Consider the following 18,350-nt stretch of genomic DNA (forward strand, 5'->3'; position numbering starts at 1 on the left):
GGCTGAGTACAGGATGGCTTCGGACACGCCAGCGCGTTCGGGTCAATCTTTCGTAGGGGGAGATGGCTCTGGTGGTTTATATGTAAAAGTAGAATTGCGGCCTTTCCGAAGCGAAGCAGTATCATACCAATCGATCTCGGCTCCCCATTGCCCGGAGAACGGAGAGGAGTTACGGTCTACAGCCATCGCTCGTCTCCTTCTCGCTCAAGATTACATCTTCTAATCGGGCGCTGGTCGTTGATACGATTGGGGCAGCGCGCGGATGGTGTTGGAACTGAAAGACGTTGCGGAAGGTCTCGGCTTTCCGGAGGGGCCGGTCGCGATGTCGGACGGCTCCCTGCTTTTCGTCGATATAGCGAGAGAGACGCTCGCCCGGCTATTGCCGAATGGCCGGGTCGAGACTGTGGCTTCGTTGCCTGGCGGGCCCAATGGCGTGGCGATCGGACCCGATGGCGCGGCCTATGTGTGTAACAATGGTGGCGTCTACAGCTTCGTCCCGTTCGGTGACGACCATATCACGGTACCCGCGCCAACGCGTCCGAACTATCGCGGCGGCTCGATCCAGCGGGTCGATCTCACGAGCGGCGAAGTCACGCTTCTCTATGACGCTTATGAAGGCAAGCGGTTGCTTGCACCGGACGACATCGTCTTCGATGCGGCTGGCGGCTTTTGGTTCACCGACACGGGTTACCAGGAGCCGGACCTGCTCCGTACCGGTTCGCTCTATTACGGCGACATCCATGGCGCACCGCTGAAGTGCGCCGCCTCGATCCCGACGGCGAACGGCGTGGGTCTCTCGCCCGACGGCAGGACGGTCTACGTTTCCGACACGATCTTCGGGCGGCTTTGGGCGCTCGATATTACTGGCCCTGGCACTGTGGCCGCCGGGCCGTTGCCGCAGATGCCCGGACGTGTCGTCGCGACCCTGCCGGGTTATCAATGGCTCGACAGCCTGAAGGTGGAGGCAGGCGGTCGCGTCTGCGTCGGAACGATTTTCAACAGCGGGATCACGGTTTTCGACCCGACTGTGGGGGAGAGCGAGGCCCCGCAGCACGTTGCGGTGCCGGATCTCTTCACAACCAACCTGTGCTTCGGTGGCGCGGACATGATGGATCTGTGGATCACTGCGTCGAGCACCGGCAGGATCTACAAGACCCGGTGGCCGCGTCCAGGCCTTCGCTTGGCTCACCAATGCTGACGGCTGCCGAAGACGACAGCCGTCTCGCCGAGAAGCTGGTCGAAGCGCTCTACCGGCCCGACGGCAGCCGCGCCCTGCGACCGGTGCATGCGCTCGGCATCGGAGCGACGGGAACATTCGTCGCGTCGCGGATTGCGAGCGACTTCTGTGTGGCGGAACATTTCTCCGGCGAGCCGATCACCACGACCGTCCGCTTTTCCAACGGATCGGGATGCGCAACGGCGCATGACGGATGGTCGGACGTGAGGGGGATGGCGACGCGCTTTCATCTTGCGGACGCCGCCGCGACCGACCTCGTCGCGATGACGCTGCCCGAATTCTTCACGGCGACGCCCGAAGCCTTTCTCGACTTCGCCGCCGCGGCCCGCCCGGCGCCGTATAAGGGCGAGTCCGTCTGGCGCAAGTTGCGCGCGCTGCTCCGCCTCGAATTGCCGCTGCGCAATCCCTATCCGGGCGAGACCATCAGCCCTGATTCCGGTGCGATCGCTTTTGCGGACGTTCATCCGAACGCCCGTCTCGCCGTGTTCGGGGCAGCGGCGATCGGCGCTCCGCTCAGCTATGTCCGAGCTTCCTATCATGCGGTTCACACCTTCGTCGTTACGGGAAAAGACGGTACACGGCGTCACGTGCGTTTCAGCTGGCAGCCAATTGCCGGTGTCGCCAATACGAACAAGTCCGAGACGCCGGTCGACAGCTACCTCTTGGCTGAGTTGCGGACACGACTGGAAAAGGGGTCGGATCGCTTTTCACTCGTGATGACGATCGGCGAGACGGGCGACGCCTTCGATGACCCTACGCGGCCTTGGCCGCCCCACCGCGTGCGCATCGTCATGGGCACGATGACTATCGAGGCCGTCGCCGACGATCAGGCCGAGGCGAGCGAGCGATTGAGCTTCAATCCCTGGCTTCTCGTCCACGGCATGGAGGCGTCCGACGACCCAGTCCTGCGCGTGCGCAAAGAGGCCTACAAGATTTCGAGCGCGCGCCGCGGCGGCGCGCCTTGTCCATTTGCGGGGGGGTGAAGGAATGTCGCTGGAAAGCCGCTTCGGCCGATACGTCGACGCTCTGCCCGAAAAGGCCTGGTTCAAATTTCTCGCGACGCATGTCGTGGTGCCGTACTGGAACTGGCTTGACCCTAAGCCGAAGCTGCCGGGCGGCCCGCGACCATCGACCCAGCCAAGCGAGAACGTGCAGCGCATGATGAATCTCGTCATGCCGCTTGCCGACACATCTTCCCTCGGTCGCGCCAAGGCCGTGATGGCCATCGCCCAGAACGCCGAAGAGATCTTCGCCGGTCTCGACAATGTCGGCACTGTCCACACGGCGCGCTTCGTCATCCTCGAGGACAATTTGTGCATGATCTCCGTCTATGACGGCGACTTCAGCAACTACATCCGCGACTTCATCGAAACGATCGGTTCGGTCTTCGACGACGTCATGTCCCTCGTGAAAGGTGGCGAAGTGCTCATTCCCACGGCGCAGAACGTCGATGCGTTCATCGATTGGGTGCACGAGCACGACCTGTTCCAGGCCCCCGACTTTCCCACGGAACTGTTTGCGCTCCAAGACGAGCGGGCGGGCAGGAAGCAGGGGACGCCGCACGAACTGCGCTCCCTGCCGCGCGAACTGATCCTGCAGTTGCAGGCCAATCGCAACCTTTCGCTCGGCGGCGGCTACCGGGCTTATCCCGGGGTGTCGGCGGCGCAGGTGCGAAGCCGGTTCGGGATGGGCTGGTGAGCCAGTTTCCCGACCTCGCCGAGCTGCAGGGCAATATCCTGCACGGGTACCGCCGGGCCGTGGTGCGCCATCTCATGCTGGAGGTCGTGGACCGGGCGGCTGCACAACGCTTTCTCGCCGCCAGCATCGCCGGCGACAGCTCCGATGTCCCCGCCATCACGCGGGGGACGATTCTGGAAAAGCTGCCGGATGTCTGCTTCAATCTGGGCTTGACCTACGAGGGCTTGCGAGCGTTCGGAACGCCGGCGACGCACCTGGCGTCCTTCCCGACCGAGTTCGTCGAGGGGATGGCGCGGCGCGCTGCGAAGCTCGGAGATTTCGGCGCGAGCGCGCCGGAGAATTGGCCTTCGCCCTTCGATCGGCCGGAACGCGTCCACGTCGTCGCCACCTTGTACGCCGACAAGACCGCTTCGCTCGATCGAGCGACCGAGCAGGTTGAGAATTTCGCCGTAGGGTCGCATTCCGCTTTCGCCGTGGCCGGTGTCCGCGACGGCCGCAACCTCGACGGAAACAAGGTGATCTTCGGCTACAGAGACTCCATCTCGCAACCGAGCATCAGAAATGACGATATTCCCGACAAGGAAAGGGATCCGCCGGGCACGGTCCTGCTGGGCTATCCGACGCGTTCCGAGGGAATCGTGTTTCGCGTTCCGACGCCACCGGTGCTCGGCCGCAACGGTACCTTCAGCGTCTTCCGCGTCCTCGCCCAGGACGCATTCGGTTTCGAAGACTATCTCGATCGCGCCGCCGATGAACTCATCGCAAACCATGACGTCGATCGGTTGCTCGCGCCGGGTGCCGAAAGGCGCATCGGCAGCGGCCTCACCCAGCACGGCGCCTTGCGAGAGATCGTGGCCGCGCAGATGTGCGGACGCTGGCGCGATGGTACGCCCTATGCCGTTTCGCCCGATTGGCCCCTGTCCGGCTCGACGGAACTCGGCATGGAAGAGTCCGACGGAACGCCGCCCAGGTCCTGGGACTTGCGAAACGATTTCGACTACGGCCCAACCTCGCGCTGTCCCGTCGGCTCACACATGCGCCGCGTCAATCCGCGTGGCGGGCTGATCGTCCAACGGATCGCCAACCACACGCGGCGCCTGGTGCGGCGCGGCATGACCTACGGTCCCGATTTCGATCCCGCCATCCGCGACGACGAGGAGCGCGGCCTGCTCGGCCTTTTCATCGGTGCCAACCTCGGCGCCCAGTTCGAGGCCGTCATGTGCGACTGGCTGAATCTCGGCCTGCACCATCCCGATATCACCGGTTCCAATGATCCGCTGATCGGCGCGAACCAGCCGGAGACGAGCTGGTTCGACCTCACCGCCCGCGACGGCGGCGCGATCCGGCTACGCGGCTTTCCGCGTTTCGTCACGACGCGCGGGGGTGCCTATACGTTCCTGCCCAGCCTGCCCGCGCTCGGCTACTTGTCAAAGCTGCCCTAGCGGGCCCCGAGTTCGGCGAGTGCAGTTTCGATGCGCAACAGCATCGGCGATGCGCCGGACGATGCAACGATGCGCTGCGCCGCCGTCAGATGTTGAATCGCCAACCGCTTCCTTCCGCGGGCCCGGTTCACCATGCCCAGAACCATCTCCGCATGGCCGATATGTTGGCCATCAGCGTCGAATTGCGGGTTCGAGCGTGCATGATCGACCAACGCCAAGATGTGTCTCGGCCCAAACAGAAAAATTCCCGATAGCGAGAAGAAGTTTCGTGCCAGCACACCAGGCGAGGCGTGGCCGGACCCGGACAAAATCGCCAGATACGCCTCGCACAAGGTCAGACGGTTCCAGTCGGCGGCTACGCGGTAACCTTCTTTCTCGCGTTGCACGATGCATCCCTCGATGTGGCGCAAGCCGGCGCTGATACGTCCGTCCATTACCAGCGCGATGCCCTGCATCGTGTCCGGTCCGGTTAGGAAAAGCCCCCAATCCTGCTGCCTGCAGTATGCCACAAAGGCTGCAGCTTCCGCCGAAGCGCCCGGCACGCCCAGCACCAATCGGGAGGCATGGCGCGCGGCGCTGGCGATCGCTTTTTCGAACGGCGCCTTCGAAACCTCGAGCGCCTGCTCGGCCCTGTCCAGCGCCGCCCCGTAGTCGTTGCTCATCATCGCGATGAGCGCCTGCATGGCGGTGCCGTAGCCAAGCGCCCGCGGATCGTTGGTTCGGTGACCCACGGCGATCATATCCGAGGCGACGTCGCGGGCTTGTGCCATTCGTCCGCGCGTGACGCTGTTCCAGCCGAGGTGGGCCCGGAAGATGTTGTGAAGATAGGCGTCGTCAATGTCTGCGAGCAGCACTTCCGCCCGCTGGCGCTGGGCCTCGAAGGCTTCGCTGCTCAATTGTCCGCAATAGCAGGACAGCGCCATCTCGCTCACCAGCGCGTAAGCGAGCGCGCGTTTGTCGTCGAGCCGGTCCGTCATCGCCGACAGTTCGTTCTGGACATCGAGAGCGGTACGATATCGGCCGCACCAGATCAGGCAAAATATGTAGTGGTGCAGGAAATAGGCGTGTTCGCGGCTGTCGCCGAATCCCTCGAGGATCGGTCGCACCTCCGTGGCCAGTTCCAGCATCGTCGTCACTTGCAGCGAGATGTTCGACGAAAGCGCATAGTCGGCGAGAAAGGCGGCGAGTTGTTCCGGCTGGGCACATGCTGGGTCTCGCCTGTAAATGGCAATCGCCGAGGCCAGATACCCATTGGCCTCGCCGAGAGAGAAGACACTCAGGCTGCTGGCCGCCGCGCGGGCGGTGTAAGTGAAGGCCAGATCGGTGCAATCGGTGTGGGCGTAATGGTAGGCCAATGTCTGGGCGATCTCGGACAGCCGCCCCGCATGACGATTTTCCAGCGCCCGTGCGACGGCTAGGTGAAGGGCGGTGCGCCGGTCCGACAGGAGACTGTGATAGACCGTGTCGCGCATGAGAACATGCCTGAAGGCGTGGCTTGACGAGCCCGGTTCACGATCAATGATCCCCTGTGAATGCAGCCGATGCAACGCGGCCCCCGAATCCACGAGCCCAACGACGCTTGCAAGAAGGCCAGGGTCAAAACGACGTCCGATAGCCGCGGCTGCCTGCAGGAGCGCGCGGTCCTCCGGTTCCAGCCGGTCCATCCGGGCGGCAAGAAGGCCATGAAGGCTTTCAGGCAAGGCGGTGTGGCCGATTTCATCGTCGTACTCCACCCGGTCGCCCGCGACACGCAATGCCCCTCGATGGAGCAGTGAATTCAACAATTCCTCGACGAACAGGGGGTTACCGCCCGCGCGTTCGCCCAGCTGCCGCACCAATGCGTCCGGCAGTTCGGCGACGCCAAGCTGCGCGCGGGCCTTGTCGCCAATATCATTGATGGCGAGCGGTTCGAGCCGCAGCGTCGTCACGGAATGACGGTTGCACCATTGGGGGTCATAGAGCGGTCGACGCGTCTGAATGATCATGAGGTTCGGCTGGCTGCCGCCTTCGACCAGCCCCAGCAGCAGTTCCGCCGACGCGCCGTCGATCCAATGAATATCTTCCAACAAGATGACGACATGCGTGTCGCGACACCGCTCCGCAAGCAAGGCTGGCAGCAGGTCGCGGGTGCGCAGCCCGATGAGGACGCCGTCCATCCCGTCGAGCGCGCCCAGCGGCACGTCGAGTTCCAGCAGATTGAAGAGCAAGGCGAGATTTTCGGTCGAATGCAAGCCCGATGCACGCAGCCCCATTTCCAGCTTGCGCGAGATCTCGTCGAGTGAATCCTTGGTGGCGATTGCGAAGGCGCTGCGCATGATCTCGATGAAGGGAAGGAATGGCGTCCGCTGCCCGATTGCCGAGCATTGGCCGGTAAGAACCAGCAGATTCCAGTCCCGTACCCGCTGCAGGAACTCGAAGCTCAGGCGGGTCTTGCCGAGGCCGGCGTCACCAACAATGTCAACGACTTGCAACTCTTCACGCGATGCCTCCAGCGCTTCCAACAGGGAGGTGACCTCCGCGTCACGGCCAACGTGAAGTCCCAGGCCGCGCGAAACCGAGGCGGTAAAGCGCGTCGCATCCTCGCGCACCGCATTCAGATGCCAGAGTATCTGCGGCGTCGAAATGCCCTTTATGGGGTGTTCGCCTTCATAGCTTACCTCGGCCAGCCATTCGACCAGCCGTCGCGTGGCATCGCAAATCAGGCAACCGCCTGAAGGCGCGAGCTTTTGCACCCGTGAAGCCAGATTCACGCAATTGCCGACAACGGTCAGCGGTCCCGTCTCTCCTTCGACCGAGGCCATGACAACGATGCCTGAACTGACGCCCACGCGCATCTGCGGGCGGACACTGAACGCCGCCTCAAAGCTCTCGGCAGCTTGCGCGAATGCGGTTTGGATCCACAGCGCCGCCCTACACGCGCTCAGCGCGGCATCTTCCTGCGCATCGGGAACGCCGAAAATCGCCATGACGCTGTCACCACCGAAGGCGCGAACGGCGCCGCCGTATTTCTGCACGGCCTCTGTCAGTCGATCATAGACCATGCGCGTGAACGCGAGTGACCGCTCCTCCCCCAGTTGCTCTATGACGGCAGTGTAGCCCACCATATCGGCAAAGAGCACGGTAGCTAGACGACGTTCTCCCGCCTGCATCGTCCCCTCCCGAGAACATCGCAGATAGCTGCGTGATCCGGACTGTAGGACCTAGGAAAAATCCCGCATAGCGATATTTCGTCAGATGTCGTCGTGATAGCTGAACCGCACCGACTTCGGGGAAAGCCGCCTGTGAGACAAGTGGCGGTCGTGTCCCCATAGGTGGTGTAGCTCGGCGATAGCGTCGCCAATCTCGTCCGCGCCTTTCATCGCGCTGTAGGACGAGATTGGCGGCGCGGTGGTCACCAGCGGTTTCCGGTTAGGCTTGGGTTGCGAGACCTAACTGCAACCGGAGATCCCCTGATGACCAATGACATGATGGGCCTGCGCAGCCTTCTGGAGAAGACCCCTGATGCCGATCTGCTGCGCGAGATGATCGGCTTTGCCGCCGAGCGGCTGATGGAACTGGAGGTCGGTGCCGCGACTGGCGCCGGCTATGGCGAGAAGAGTGCCGAGCGCCTCGCCCAGCGCAATGGCTACCGCGACAGGGACTGGCAGACGAGAGCCGGCACAGTCGAGTTGCGCATCCCAAAGCTGCGCAGGGGCAGCTACTTTCCCGGCTTTCTGGAGCCGCGGCGCATGGCCGAGAAGGCCCTGACGGCCGTCATTCAAGAGGCCTATGTCCAGGGCATCTCGACGCGCTCGGTCGACGACCTGGTCAAGGCGATGGGCATGACCGGCATCTCCAAGAGCCAGGTGTCGAGGCTGTGTGAAGAGATCGACGGCAAGGTAAAAGCCTTTCTGGAGCGGCCGATCGAAGGCGACTGGCCCTATCTCTGGATCGACGCCACCTACCTCAAGGTCCGCCGCGGCGGCCGCATCGTCTCGGTTGCCGTGATCATCGCCGTCGGCGTCAACGCCGATGGCCGGCGTGAGGTTCTCGGCATGGAGATCGGCACCTCGGAAGCCGAGCCGATCTGGACCGAGTTCCTGAGAAAGCTGACCCGACGCGGCCTTCGCGGCGTGAAGCTCGTCGTGTCCGACGCTCACGAGGGCATCAAAGCCGCGGTCACCAAGGTGCTAACGGCGACATGGCAGCGCTGCCGCGTGCACTTCATGCGCAACGTCCTGGCCCATGCTGGCAAGAGCGGCCGTCGTGTCGTCTCCGCCTTCATCGCCACCGCCTTTGCCCAAGAGACGCCAGAGGCCGCCAGCCAGCAATGGCGCTCCGTCGCCGACCAGATCCGGCCAAAGGTGCCGAAGCTCGCTGCCATCCTCGACGAGGCCGAGCCCGACGTGCTGGCCTACATGACCTTCCCTAGGGAGCATCGGGCCAAATTGCACAGCACGAATCCGATCGAGCGGCTGAACGGCGAGATCAAGCGGCGCACCGACGTCGTCGGCATCTTTCCCAACGATGAGGCCATCCAGCGCCTCGTCGGCGCGCTGCTGCTCGAGCAAAATGATGAGTGGGCGGTTCAGCGGGCCAGGTACATGACACTGGAATCCGTCGCTCCCCTGAGCGATGATCCGTTCGTTAGCCTGCCAGCCGTGGCACGCTGATCAATCCGGCTTGGCCGGAACCGCACGGCCATCGCCGTCAGCTACACCACATGGTGGGACACTATCCAAGTGGCGTCCCCCGGAAGAGATGGATGCGCTGTCGGTTCGAGCGGGTAATTAGCCCGGAGCCGGTCGATGCACTTTTCGTATCGTTCGGTGGTCTCCGCAGTTCGCGAAGTCGATCCGGTGAGACACGATGTGGAATCAGTCAGTTGCGTAGCGGTCGCCATCACAGCGCGACCTTCAACGTCCAGCGCCCAGCTTCATCCTGTCGGATGCATCATTTCTGGACAGAACTGCAAACAGGATCCATGCCATCGGTAACGTTGCCTCAATTCTGACGTTGGACAGGCAGTCACGGAACTTGGTCTGCCCGGCGGACAGCCCCTCAACCGTGTTCAGGCACTGCAGCGCCGCGGTCGGGAATCAGCGGGCTGCGATCGAGGGAGTGGTGCCGGTTTGGGCTTGCGAACGACGATAGATGCGGGACGCCCCTGCGCGGAGGATATCGGCAGGCGCCCGGCGCGGCGCGCGACAGGCTGGCTGGCGACGGCCGGCGCGTGGGGATGCCGCCTGCTCGCGGCCGGGATCGCGATGACGATGATGGCGGGCGCCGCTTTTGCCGCGCCGGCCTGTTCCGGGGAGCGACGCTTGCAGACCAACGGCGTCAACCTGATCCGCACCGAGAACGCGCCCTTCGGGTCGCCGGCCAGCCGCGAGAGCCTCGCCCGCCTGGCGAAGCTCGGCGCCGACAACGTGGCGATCGTGCCGTTCCTCTGGCAGCCGGGGCCGCACGATCCGCAGATCGGGCTCGGGTCCGACATGAGCCTCGACGAGCTGCGCGTGGCGATCGCGGCGGCGCAGGCTGCGGGCCTCGACGCCTTCGTCAAGCCGCATGTCTGGGTGCCGCAGACATGGGCCGGCGCCATCGCCATGCCCGATGATGCGGCGTGGACCACCTGGTTCGGCCACTACCGCACGGCATTGATCGACATCGCGCAGGTGGCGGCTGATGCGGGCGCGACGTCCCTCGCCGTCGGCACCGAGCTGGTGCAATCCACCGGCCGGCCGGAATGGCCGGCCCTCATTGCGGAGATCAGGGCGATCTTCCCCGGCACGCTCGTCTATGTCGCCCACAATGCCGACGAGGCCGAGACGGTGCCGTTCTGGGCGCAGCTCGACCGGATCGGCGTCAGTCTCTATCCGCCGCTCGGCGCCGACGACGCGCGTCAGGACTGGGCCGCAGCGATGGCCGATCAGCTCCGGCGTATCGCGGCCGTGTCACGAAAGAGCGGGCGGAACGTCTGGGTGGCGGAGTACGGATTGCGATCGGCAGCGGGCGCTGCGGCCAAGCCCTGGGAGAGCGCCGAGGAACGCGACGCCGCGGCCGACGACGTCCTTCAGGCGGCGGTGATCGCCGAATGGCATTGCCAGTTCGACCCGGCCGTCGTCGAAGGCGCCTGGGTCTGGCGCTGGTTCACCGATCCCGACGCCGGTGGGCGGACCGACACTGATTTCACGGTGCAGGGGAAACTGGCCGAAGGCGTGCTGTTCTGCCACTGGCGCGGCGGCTGCTGAGCCGCCGGGGCGGCTCAGAACCGGTGCCAGACGGCGGCGACGAGGCCGCGTTCGCGCAGGGCGTTCTCACCGGCGATGGTGGCGACACCGCCGAGCTGCAGCGACCAGCTTTCATTGACGTCCCAGACGCCGCTGAGCTGCAGCTTGTGTTCGCTACCGCTGACGAAGAACGATTTCTCGCTGCCGTCGCCGATCGAATTGAACGACTGGACCAGCAGCAGAAGGTCGTCGGCCGGGCGGGTGCCGAAGGTCACGTCGGCCTTGAACTCGCTCGGCGGATCACCGAAGCGGGCGCGATAGCCGAGCTGGACATCGAGGAAGGACGACCAGCTTCCGATGCCGAAGGAGCGGCCGTAGAGCATCCGCATGTCGAGTTCGGGATCGGTGTTGCCGATGGAGGCCGGATCGTCGTCGTCATAGGTGCCCGGGATGCGGGCGACGACCTGTCCCGACAATACCGAGACGTCGTCGGACCACAGCCTGACGCGGCCGCCCAGCTCGGAATAGCCGAGCCCGAAGCGCGACGCGTCGGTCGGTTGGCCGATATCCACCGACTGGAGCTGCGGCTGCAGGATCGCCGTCACCGCGTCGGTGATGCCGTATTCGATCAGCGTGTTCAGTTCGAACTTGCGATAGTCGGGGATGTCGACGGCGCTGCCATCGTCATCGAAGCCCTTGGGCGAATCCGAATAGGTGCCCGAGACGATGACCTGGCCGTGGCCCTTCGCCTGGGTCCAGGCGCCGGCATGCGCCGCGGCCGTGCCGGCCCCGACGATCGCGGCGGCGAGCAGCGCGCGCAGGGCGACCCGGCCGATCATGGGACGAGCAGCGCGGTGCGGGAGACGACGCGGTCGCCGCCATCCTCGGCGGCCCGCTCAGCCGCGGCGATCGCGTCCGCGACCACGTCGCGCGGGGTCCGCTCGCGCCCGTCGGAGATGACCGTGCCGACGCTCAAGGTCGTGCCGGTGCCGGCGACACCGGAACGCGCGCGTGCGGCGAGCTCAGCCAGTTCGGCCTCGGTGCAGTTTCTTGCAAAGGCGACGAAGATGCCGTCGTCGTAATGCGCCAGATGGTCGCCGATGCGGGCCGGCAGCGCCTCCAGCACGCGTGCGGTGCTCTTGATCAGGTCCCGCGCCGCCTGGTCGCCGTCGCGGACGCGCACCCGGTCCAGATCGTCGATCTGCCAGGCCAGCGCCCCGAAGCGGGGCGCGTCGGCGGCGGGGGCCCGCTGGACAAGCGCCTCGAAGGTTTCCCAGCCGAGAAGCCCGGTCAGCGGATCGACGAAGGTCAGGGCACTGGCGGCCCTGCCGGCTTCCGGCCCGCGCCCGGTTTCCAGAAGCTCGGCCTCGCGGGCCTGGCGCAGATCGCGCTCGCCGCGCAGGCGGGCGATGCTGCGCACCCGCGCCAGCAGCTCGAGCCGATGGATCGGCTTGGTGACGTAGTCGTTGGCGCCGGCGATGAAGGCCTGGGAAAGGGAGTCGGAATCACTGAGGGAGCTGACCATCAGGATCGGCAGATCCTGGTGCCGGGCATCGGCGCGGATGCGCGCACAGACCTCGATGCCGTCCATGCCGGGCATCATCACATCGAGCAGCACGAGGTCGAAGGCGTCATCCGACCCGCTGCCGCCCTGTGCCAGACGATCCAGCCCCTCCTGCCCGGAGGTGGCGAAGGTCAGATCCTCGTAGCCGCCGGACGACAGGGTGACGGCCATGATGTCCCGTGCATCCTCGGAATCGTCGACCACCAGTATGCGCATCACTTCCCCCTTGAACGCGCCCGGCCCGTCCCGAAACCCGCTACAGCGCGGGCGCGGTGCGGGCCGCCGCGGCCGCCCCTGTCTCATCCGGCAGGCTGCGGCTCCGGTTCCGGCCGGCGTGCATCGCGGACCAGTCTTTCATACACCCGCCATCCCTCGAAATGGTAAACGAGCCCATAATCCGTGGCACCGTTGCGGAAGAGCCGCGGAAACGCCTGGTTGATGCGATCGCGCACCACGATGTCGACCGCCGGGTCGCGGACCGCGACGAAACGCGTCTGCAGCCGGGCCGCCAGAAGATCGAGTTCGAACCGCGTCGAGCCCGGCACGACAAGGCCGGCACCGGTGCCGCGCAGGGCCACCAGTTCGGGATAGGCATTGGTGTCGACGAGGATCTCCGACCGGGAGGCCAGGAAACCGGCCAGCTGACCGAGCGGGGTCGGCACGGCCTCGGACCGTCCCAGTGCGGCATTGCGCCACGCGGCGGTGTCGGCGGTCGGATTGTCCGCCAGCCAGAAGACGCTGCCGACGAGGCCAGCGACGAGAAACAGGATGGTGCGCGTCATGCGCCGGCTGTTGCCTGAGGCGAAGATGGCAAAGGCGGCGGCAAGCCCGAGGACCGGAGCCAACGCCACCGCCGGATCGAAGCGGGCGCCCAGGAGGCCCGACAGGGCGAACCCGAGGATCGGCAGACTCAAAAGCGCGATCATCGGCACGAACAGCGCCGGATTGCGGCCTGCCCGCACGGTGGCGAAGATCAGGACCGGGGCGCACAGCACCAGACCGCCGATCATGCGCAGGGCCGCCTGGCCCGGGGTCTGCGGCAGCGCATAGGCGTCGAAGGGCGCGGCCAGCGTGCCGAGAAACGCCCAGGGCGCGTCGGCGAAGACCTGCCCGACATAGGCAAAGGCGAGGAAGGCGAATCCGAGCGGGAAGAGCAGCGACAGATAGAGGCTGCCCGGCGTGCGTTCGATGAGCTGCGGCGCGCAGGCCAGCGCCAGCAGCGGCAGGGCGGCCAGGGCGAGCGCGATGCCATAGGGATGCGAGAAGGCCATCAGCGCCAGCGCGAAGGCCAGCGTCATCACGTGGGAGGCGGTCCCGTCCGCCCGCAGGCCGATGAAGCCGGCGGCGAACATGAAGACGGAGGTCACCAGCAGCACGACGCCCGGCCCTTCGGCCAGTGCCCGCAGGAACAGCGGGTTGGCAACCAGAAGCAGGGTGATGATCGCGGTGGTGACTTTGCCGATGCCGGCACTGCCGAGGCTCGACGCGACGACGACCGCGAACAGGCCGCCGGCCAGCGCGGCGGCGGTCAGCGCCGGCAGTTGCGACGCATCGCCGACGAGCGCGGCGCCCAGCGACAGGAGATAGGGCAGCGGCGGATAGGCCGTGGCGACCGCACCGAAGCTGTCGCGCCCCTCGGCGGCGAGGATCGCCTGTCCCGAGGAGGCCAGAACGCCCGACGAGACATAGCCATGCGCGGCGGTCCAGAGCAGCGCGGCAAGGCAGACCAGGAAGAAGACGGCCCAGATGGCGAGGAGGCGCAGCGCGGCGATCATGCCGCCACCGCCACCGCCACCGCTTCGGGCTTCTCGCCGTCGGCGCTCTTGGCCTGCTCCAGCTCATTGGCGGTGAACTTGGAAATGCCGTGCTGGGTCTTCTCCCAGTAGAACGGATTGACGATGAGCTGCCACAGACCCTTGTAGGCGGCGATCGAGGTCAGCACCCAGTACCAGACGACGGTGATGCCGTAGGGCGCGAGTTCGAGCCAGCCCCGGCGGAAGGGCGCGATCATCGTCAGGTAGATGAACAGGCCATTGCCGGCGAGCAGGTTGAGCAGGGCGAAATACAGGATCGTCTGCGGGAACAGCGCGTCGAAACCGGTGGTCTCGCTCAGGAGCCAGCCGGCGAAGATCAGCCAGAAAATCGGGTTGAGCAGCCCCGACAGCATGGTGCCGCCGATGAAGAAGACGAAGCCCGCCACGCCGAGCGGGCCGATGCTGCGGATCAGATGCAGCGGCCGGCGGGTGTGGACGAGGAAGGTCTGCATGTAGCCCTTGATCCAGCGCGAGCGCTGCCGGATCCAGTTGCCGGTGTTGCAGTTGGCTTCCTCGAAGGTGGTGGAATCGATCACCCGGACCCGGTAGCCCTTCTGGGTCATGCGGATGCCGAGATCGGCGTCCTCGGTGACGTTGAACGGATCCCAAGCGTGCAGTTCGCGCAGCACGTCAATCTTGAAATGGTTCGAGGTGCCGCCGAGCGGGATCGGCACACCCAGACGCTCCAGACCCGGCAGCATCAGGTCGAACCACAGCGCGTAGTCCAGCGTGAACATGCGCGTCAGCCAGTTTTCCTGCGCATTGTAATAGTTCAGGCGGCACTGGATGCAGGCGGTGTTCGGCTCGCTCCGGCGGAAGGCGGCGACGACCTTGCGCAGCTGGTCGGGCTCCGGCTTGTCCTCGGCGTCGAAGATCACGAGGAGATCGCCGCGCGCGAATTTCAGCGCGTAATTGCAGGCCTTCGGCTTGGTCTGCGGCATCGAGGCGGGCACCCGGACGATTTCGAAGATGCCCTCCAGCCCGAGGGCCTTGGCCGCATCGATCGTCTCGTCGTCGGTCTCCTCCAAGACGATCTTGATGTCGAGCTTGGCCAGCGGATAGTCGAGATTGCGCAGGGCATGGGCGAGGATCGGCAGCACTTCGGGCTCCCGGAACATCGGCACCAGGATCGTGTAGACCGGCAGGTCGGCCTCGCGCAGCAGCCGCGCGTCGACCTCGATGGTGCGGCGGCGCCGGGACTGGCCGAAGCCGCCATACCAGACGAGGCCGGCCTTGAAGGCGAAATTGCCGAGATAAAACAGCGTCACGAGACAGTTGATGGCGATCATCGTGCCGAGCGGTGCCAGGTAGAAGCCGACGGCCAGCAGCGTGAACAGGCCATAGGCGCCGACGATCTGATTGGTCGTGATGACCCGCTGGGCCGACATTTCCGGGTCGATCTCGGCGAGCTCGTAGACCGCCTGGTGGGACAGCTCCTCGCGGAACACACGCTGCAGCGACCAGACGATGTCGAATTTCGACGTGACGACGAGATCGAAGGCCGGGCCGAACTTGCGGCGCAGGAAGAGAATGACCTCCGGACCCGGCCGGGCGGTGGCGATCTGCAGCCGGCCGTTCACGCGGCGCCACGGCAGGACGAGGTTGCGGGCGCAGTCGTCATGGTCGGCCGGATCGAGCAGCGCATCGTCCGGCGGCTCGTCGATCAGGTTCACAAAGGGCAGGTCGAAATGCTCGGCGACGGTCCGGTACAGATCGAGCGGCCGCGCCCAGGTCCGCGTCAGAAGCACGTCAATCAGGCTAACGTTCCAGGCTTCAGCGCGGGTGCGCGTCTCGTCCAGCTGGGCGAGCGTGATGAGCCGCTTCTGGACGAGACGGTTGCCGATCGCGACGTCGGTTGCGCTCAACGCCATCGCGGTCAGCCGGCCCGGCGACGCCGGTAGATGCGCGACAGGAGGGTGACGAAGACGAGCGTGCCGATGATCCAGAGCGCGCCGATGATCCACGGCCAGTATTGCCGCGCCAGATCCGTCAGCGAGAGATGATCGGGATAGGTGACCTGCACGAGCTGGTCGCGTGTGGTCGAGAAGGCGAAGGCCAGGCCGGCCTCGTCGACGAGGGCGACGTCACCCCGGTCGAGGGCGACCGGCACGATTGGAGCCGCCGCGTCGCCGGACCCTGCATCGGCGTCGGGCCGGATCCAGAGACCCGTGACGTCGCCGGCCCGCACGATCTGCACGATGGTGTAGTCGTCGAGACCGCCGATATCGAGCAGCGGATCGCCCCCGGCATCGGTCAGCCGGACGCGCCCCTCGTCGAAGCGGACGGGGCTGTCGATCCCTTCCGGCAGCGTGTCCGCCACGAGGATGAACGGCGCCTGCGGCGCTTCGCCAACCGGGCCGTAGCGCAGATCGAAGGGCGTGTCCGCCGAGATTATGCCGGCGACCAGCGAGGCAGCGACCGCTCCCTGGGGCGAACCGGCGGCGGCCTCGGGCATGAAGACCGTGACGCCGGACCCGAAGGCCGAAGTCGCCTCGAAAAACTCCGCCGCCGGCCGGCCGAGCGCGGTCGTCTCGATGCTGCTCGTCGGCAGAAGCTGCACGGGAAAGCCCTGCGGCGGGTTGGCGCAATCGCCGGTATCGGGCTGGCGCTGGGCGAGGATCCGCAGCGCGTTCTCGCGGCCGGCCAACCCGGCGGGGATCGATGCCGACAGGGTCACCGGATTGCCGCCCGGCGAAGTGGTGCTGGCCAGCAGGTAGTTGTTGAGGAAGGCCGCGATGGTTACGTCCGAGCCGCGGGTGTCGGTCGCCACCGCCAGATCGAGATCAAGCCGCGACGGCCGCGTGCCGGCCGGCAATTGCGAACCGAGGAAGGCGGCGTCGAAGACGACCTGATCGACCAGGCTGGCGCTGGTGAGCGGGATGCCCAGATCGGCAAAGCTGGTCGCCGAAGCCGTGTCCTGGCCATCGTTTGCCGCTGCGACCGACAGGGACGATCCGAGCGCCAGGGCCTGCCAGCGCGACGACAGCAGCTCGGCGGCGGCCTGGGGACGGTCGCCGCTGACCAGCAGGCCGGGCGCGCTGCCGAGAGACAGCACGGACAGGCCGCCCGCGCCGGCGAGCGCGGGACCGGCATCGGCCGGCGGTTCGAAGCCGAGAGCGATCGTGCCGGTCGACCACAGCGCGTCACCGGAGGCGTCCGCCGACGCCGGGTCGGCCGCGCGGTCGAAGGTGACGCGGGCGTTGCGTGCGACGAGCGCCGCGTTGATGCGGATCAGCGCAGCCATCTCGGCTTCGCGCAGGTCGCGTTCGGGCATGCGGATGACGACGTCGTCCGGCATCATCGCCAGCACGCGATCAATGGTGTCGAGCGCCGCCGGATCAAGCGCCACCTCCAGCGCCGAATCCGGCAAGACCGACAGGAAGTCGCCGGCAACGCGCTGATCGACGCAGCGATCCTCGGTGATGGCCCCGCTATAGCGCAGGGTCACCTTGACGAAGCCGTTCTCGACGCTGGCCGGGTCGATGGCCTTCTCGACGGTGAAGCTCTCGTCCTCGTTGCCGAGCCCGCGCGCGAAGACGATCTGGTCGCCGACCAGCACCTGCATGCTGCGCCGGCTGGCGAAGGCGCTCTGCGAGCGGAGCGACAGGCGCAGGACCATGTCCTGTGCGGCCTCCGCCACGACGGGGAAGAACAGTTCGCGCTCGCCGTTCAGCCCGGAGAACTGCAAACCCTCGTCGAAGCCGAGTTCGCCGAGGCCGATGACACGGCGGATACCCGCTGCGCGCGTCGCCGGGGCATCCGTGGAGGCTGCTGCCGGGCTTGGCGCCGTCGCCGGTACGCCCTGCACGGCCTGCCCGCCCTGGTCCGGCTGCCCCGCCGGCGCGGTCTGGGCCATCGCGGTTCCCGAGGCGGCCGCGTAGGCCATGACCGAGATCGCGACTGCGACCGTCTTGCGGGCAAGCATCATGAATAGGTCTCGTTCTGTTCGTCCCGAAGCGCGCGAAGGGTTTCGAGGCCGTCCTCGACCTGCCGCTTCTCATAGTCCGTCAGGCTGCGGTTGGCTTCGGCGGCCGGGGCGATCACCGCTTCAAGCCGCCGCGCCTCCGTGCCGATCTGTGGAAAGCCGAGGGTCGGCGCGTTGCCGGCCATGGCGTGAAGCGCCATGCGCAGGGACACCACGGCCGCAGGGTCGGCAGTCGCCGTCGCCAGGGTCGCCTCGAGCTCGCTCAGCTGCCCCGGCAACCGGGCATGGAACCGCTGGCCAAGTGCGAATATCCGGCTGCGGAAGTCGTCCGTGCCCATAACGCAGTATTCCTCGCCTTTCGACCACAAGCATCGTGTGAACTCTTGGCTGATCCCACCACGATGCGGCCCGTTGCTGGCATTGCCGCAGAATTCGCGCGAATCCCTGCAGCGTCCGTCAGC

13 protein-coding genes are annotated in these 18,350 nt (G+C 66.1%); 6 read left to right on the plus strand and 7 right to left on the minus strand.

Features of this window, described 5'->3' with window-relative positions:
* Positions 1-262: 262 nt before the first annotated feature.
* Genes SI859A1_RS18905 through SI859A1_RS18920 form a run of 4 tightly spaced genes read left to right on the plus strand, consistent with a single transcriptional unit; the run spans position 263 to position 4,377 of the window.
* On the plus strand, positions 263-1,198 hold the full coding sequence (locus tag SI859A1_RS18905) for an SMP-30/gluconolactonase/LRE family protein (protein ID WP_009211276.1): 936 nt from the start codon (positions 263-265) through the stop codon (positions 1,196-1,198).
* Positions 1,192-2,220, plus strand: coding sequence for a catalase (locus tag SI859A1_RS18910; RefSeq protein ID WP_040326032.1), 1,029 nt, complete (start codon positions 1,192-1,194; stop codon positions 2,218-2,220). The genes SI859A1_RS18905 and SI859A1_RS18910 overlap by 7 nt, the downstream gene beginning before the upstream one ends.
* A gap of 4 nt (positions 2,221-2,224) precedes the next feature.
* Entirely contained in the window at positions 2,225-2,935 is a 711-nt protein-coding gene (locus SI859A1_RS18915) for a hypothetical protein (protein ID WP_040326033.1), read from the plus strand.
* Positions 2,932-4,377: a Dyp-type peroxidase gene (locus SI859A1_RS18920; RefSeq protein WP_009211279.1), complete on the plus strand. Its 1,446-nt coding sequence runs from the start codon at positions 2,932-2,934 to the stop codon at positions 4,375-4,377. The genes SI859A1_RS18915 and SI859A1_RS18920 overlap by 4 nt, the downstream gene beginning before the upstream one ends.
* Here SI859A1_RS18920 and SI859A1_RS18925 read toward each other — a convergent pair.
* A complete protein-coding gene (locus SI859A1_RS18925; RefSeq protein WP_009211280.1) occupies positions 4,374-7,526 on the minus strand; it encodes an ATP-binding protein in 3,153 nt (1,050 codons plus the stop codon). The genes SI859A1_RS18920 and SI859A1_RS18925 overlap by 4 nt on opposite strands.
* A gap of 303 nt (positions 7,527-7,829) precedes the next feature.
* Between SI859A1_RS18925 and SI859A1_RS18930 the strand changes: the two genes are divergently transcribed.
* Together SI859A1_RS18930 and SI859A1_RS18935 are read left to right on the plus strand one after the other, a co-directional pair.
* Positions 7,830-9,029, plus strand: coding sequence for an IS256 family transposase (locus SI859A1_RS18930; protein ID WP_009207891.1), 1,200 nt, complete (start codon positions 7,830-7,832; stop codon positions 9,027-9,029).
* A gap of 651 nt (positions 9,030-9,680) precedes the next feature.
* The gene (locus tag SI859A1_RS18935) at positions 9,681-10,607 is read left to right on the plus strand and encodes a glycoside hydrolase family 113 (RefSeq protein ID WP_148233896.1); all 927 of its coding nucleotides are present in this window, start codon (positions 9,681-9,683) and stop codon (positions 10,605-10,607) included.
* A gap of 14 nt (positions 10,608-10,621) precedes the next feature.
* Here the strand turns inward: SI859A1_RS18935 and SI859A1_RS18940 are convergent, their stop codons facing one another.
* From SI859A1_RS18940 to SI859A1_RS20510, 6 genes are all read right to left on the minus strand, one after another.
* Positions 10,622-11,425 (minus strand): hypothetical protein, encoded by an 804-nt coding sequence (locus tag SI859A1_RS18940; protein ID WP_009211282.1) that lies wholly within the window; start codon positions 11,423-11,425, stop codon positions 10,622-10,624.
* Entirely contained in the window at positions 11,422-12,366 is a 945-nt protein-coding gene (locus SI859A1_RS20505) for a response regulator (protein ID WP_050767601.1), read from the minus strand. The genes SI859A1_RS18940 and SI859A1_RS20505 overlap by 4 nt, the downstream gene beginning before the upstream one ends.
* A gap of 83 nt (positions 12,367-12,449) precedes the next feature.
* The gene (locus SI859A1_RS18950; RefSeq protein WP_040326035.1) at positions 12,450-13,925 is read right to left on the minus strand and encodes a hypothetical protein; all 1,476 of its coding nucleotides are present in this window, start codon (positions 13,923-13,925) and stop codon (positions 12,450-12,452) included.
* The gene (locus SI859A1_RS18955) at positions 13,922-15,835 is read right to left on the minus strand and encodes a glycosyltransferase family 2 protein (RefSeq protein WP_009211284.1); all 1,914 of its coding nucleotides are present in this window, start codon (positions 15,833-15,835) and stop codon (positions 13,922-13,924) included. Before SI859A1_RS18955 ends, SI859A1_RS18950 begins: the two co-directional genes overlap by 4 nt.
* Before the next feature lie 5 nt (positions 15,836-15,840).
* Positions 15,841-17,892, minus strand: coding sequence for a cellulose biosynthesis cyclic di-GMP-binding regulatory protein BcsB (locus tag SI859A1_RS18960; RefSeq protein ID WP_040326036.1), 2,052 nt, complete (start codon positions 17,890-17,892; stop codon positions 15,841-15,843).
* On the minus strand, positions 17,889-18,227 hold the full coding sequence (locus SI859A1_RS20510) for an Hpt domain-containing protein (protein ID WP_050767603.1): 339 nt from the start codon (positions 18,225-18,227) through the stop codon (positions 17,889-17,891). Before SI859A1_RS20510 ends, SI859A1_RS18960 begins: the two co-directional genes overlap by 4 nt.
* Between the last annotated feature and the right edge of the window lie 123 nt (positions 18,228-18,350).

The organism is Aurantimonas manganoxydans SI85-9A1 (assembly GCF_000153465.1).
Lineage (GTDB): Bacteria > Pseudomonadota > Alphaproteobacteria > Rhizobiales > Rhizobiaceae > Aurantimonas > Aurantimonas manganoxydans.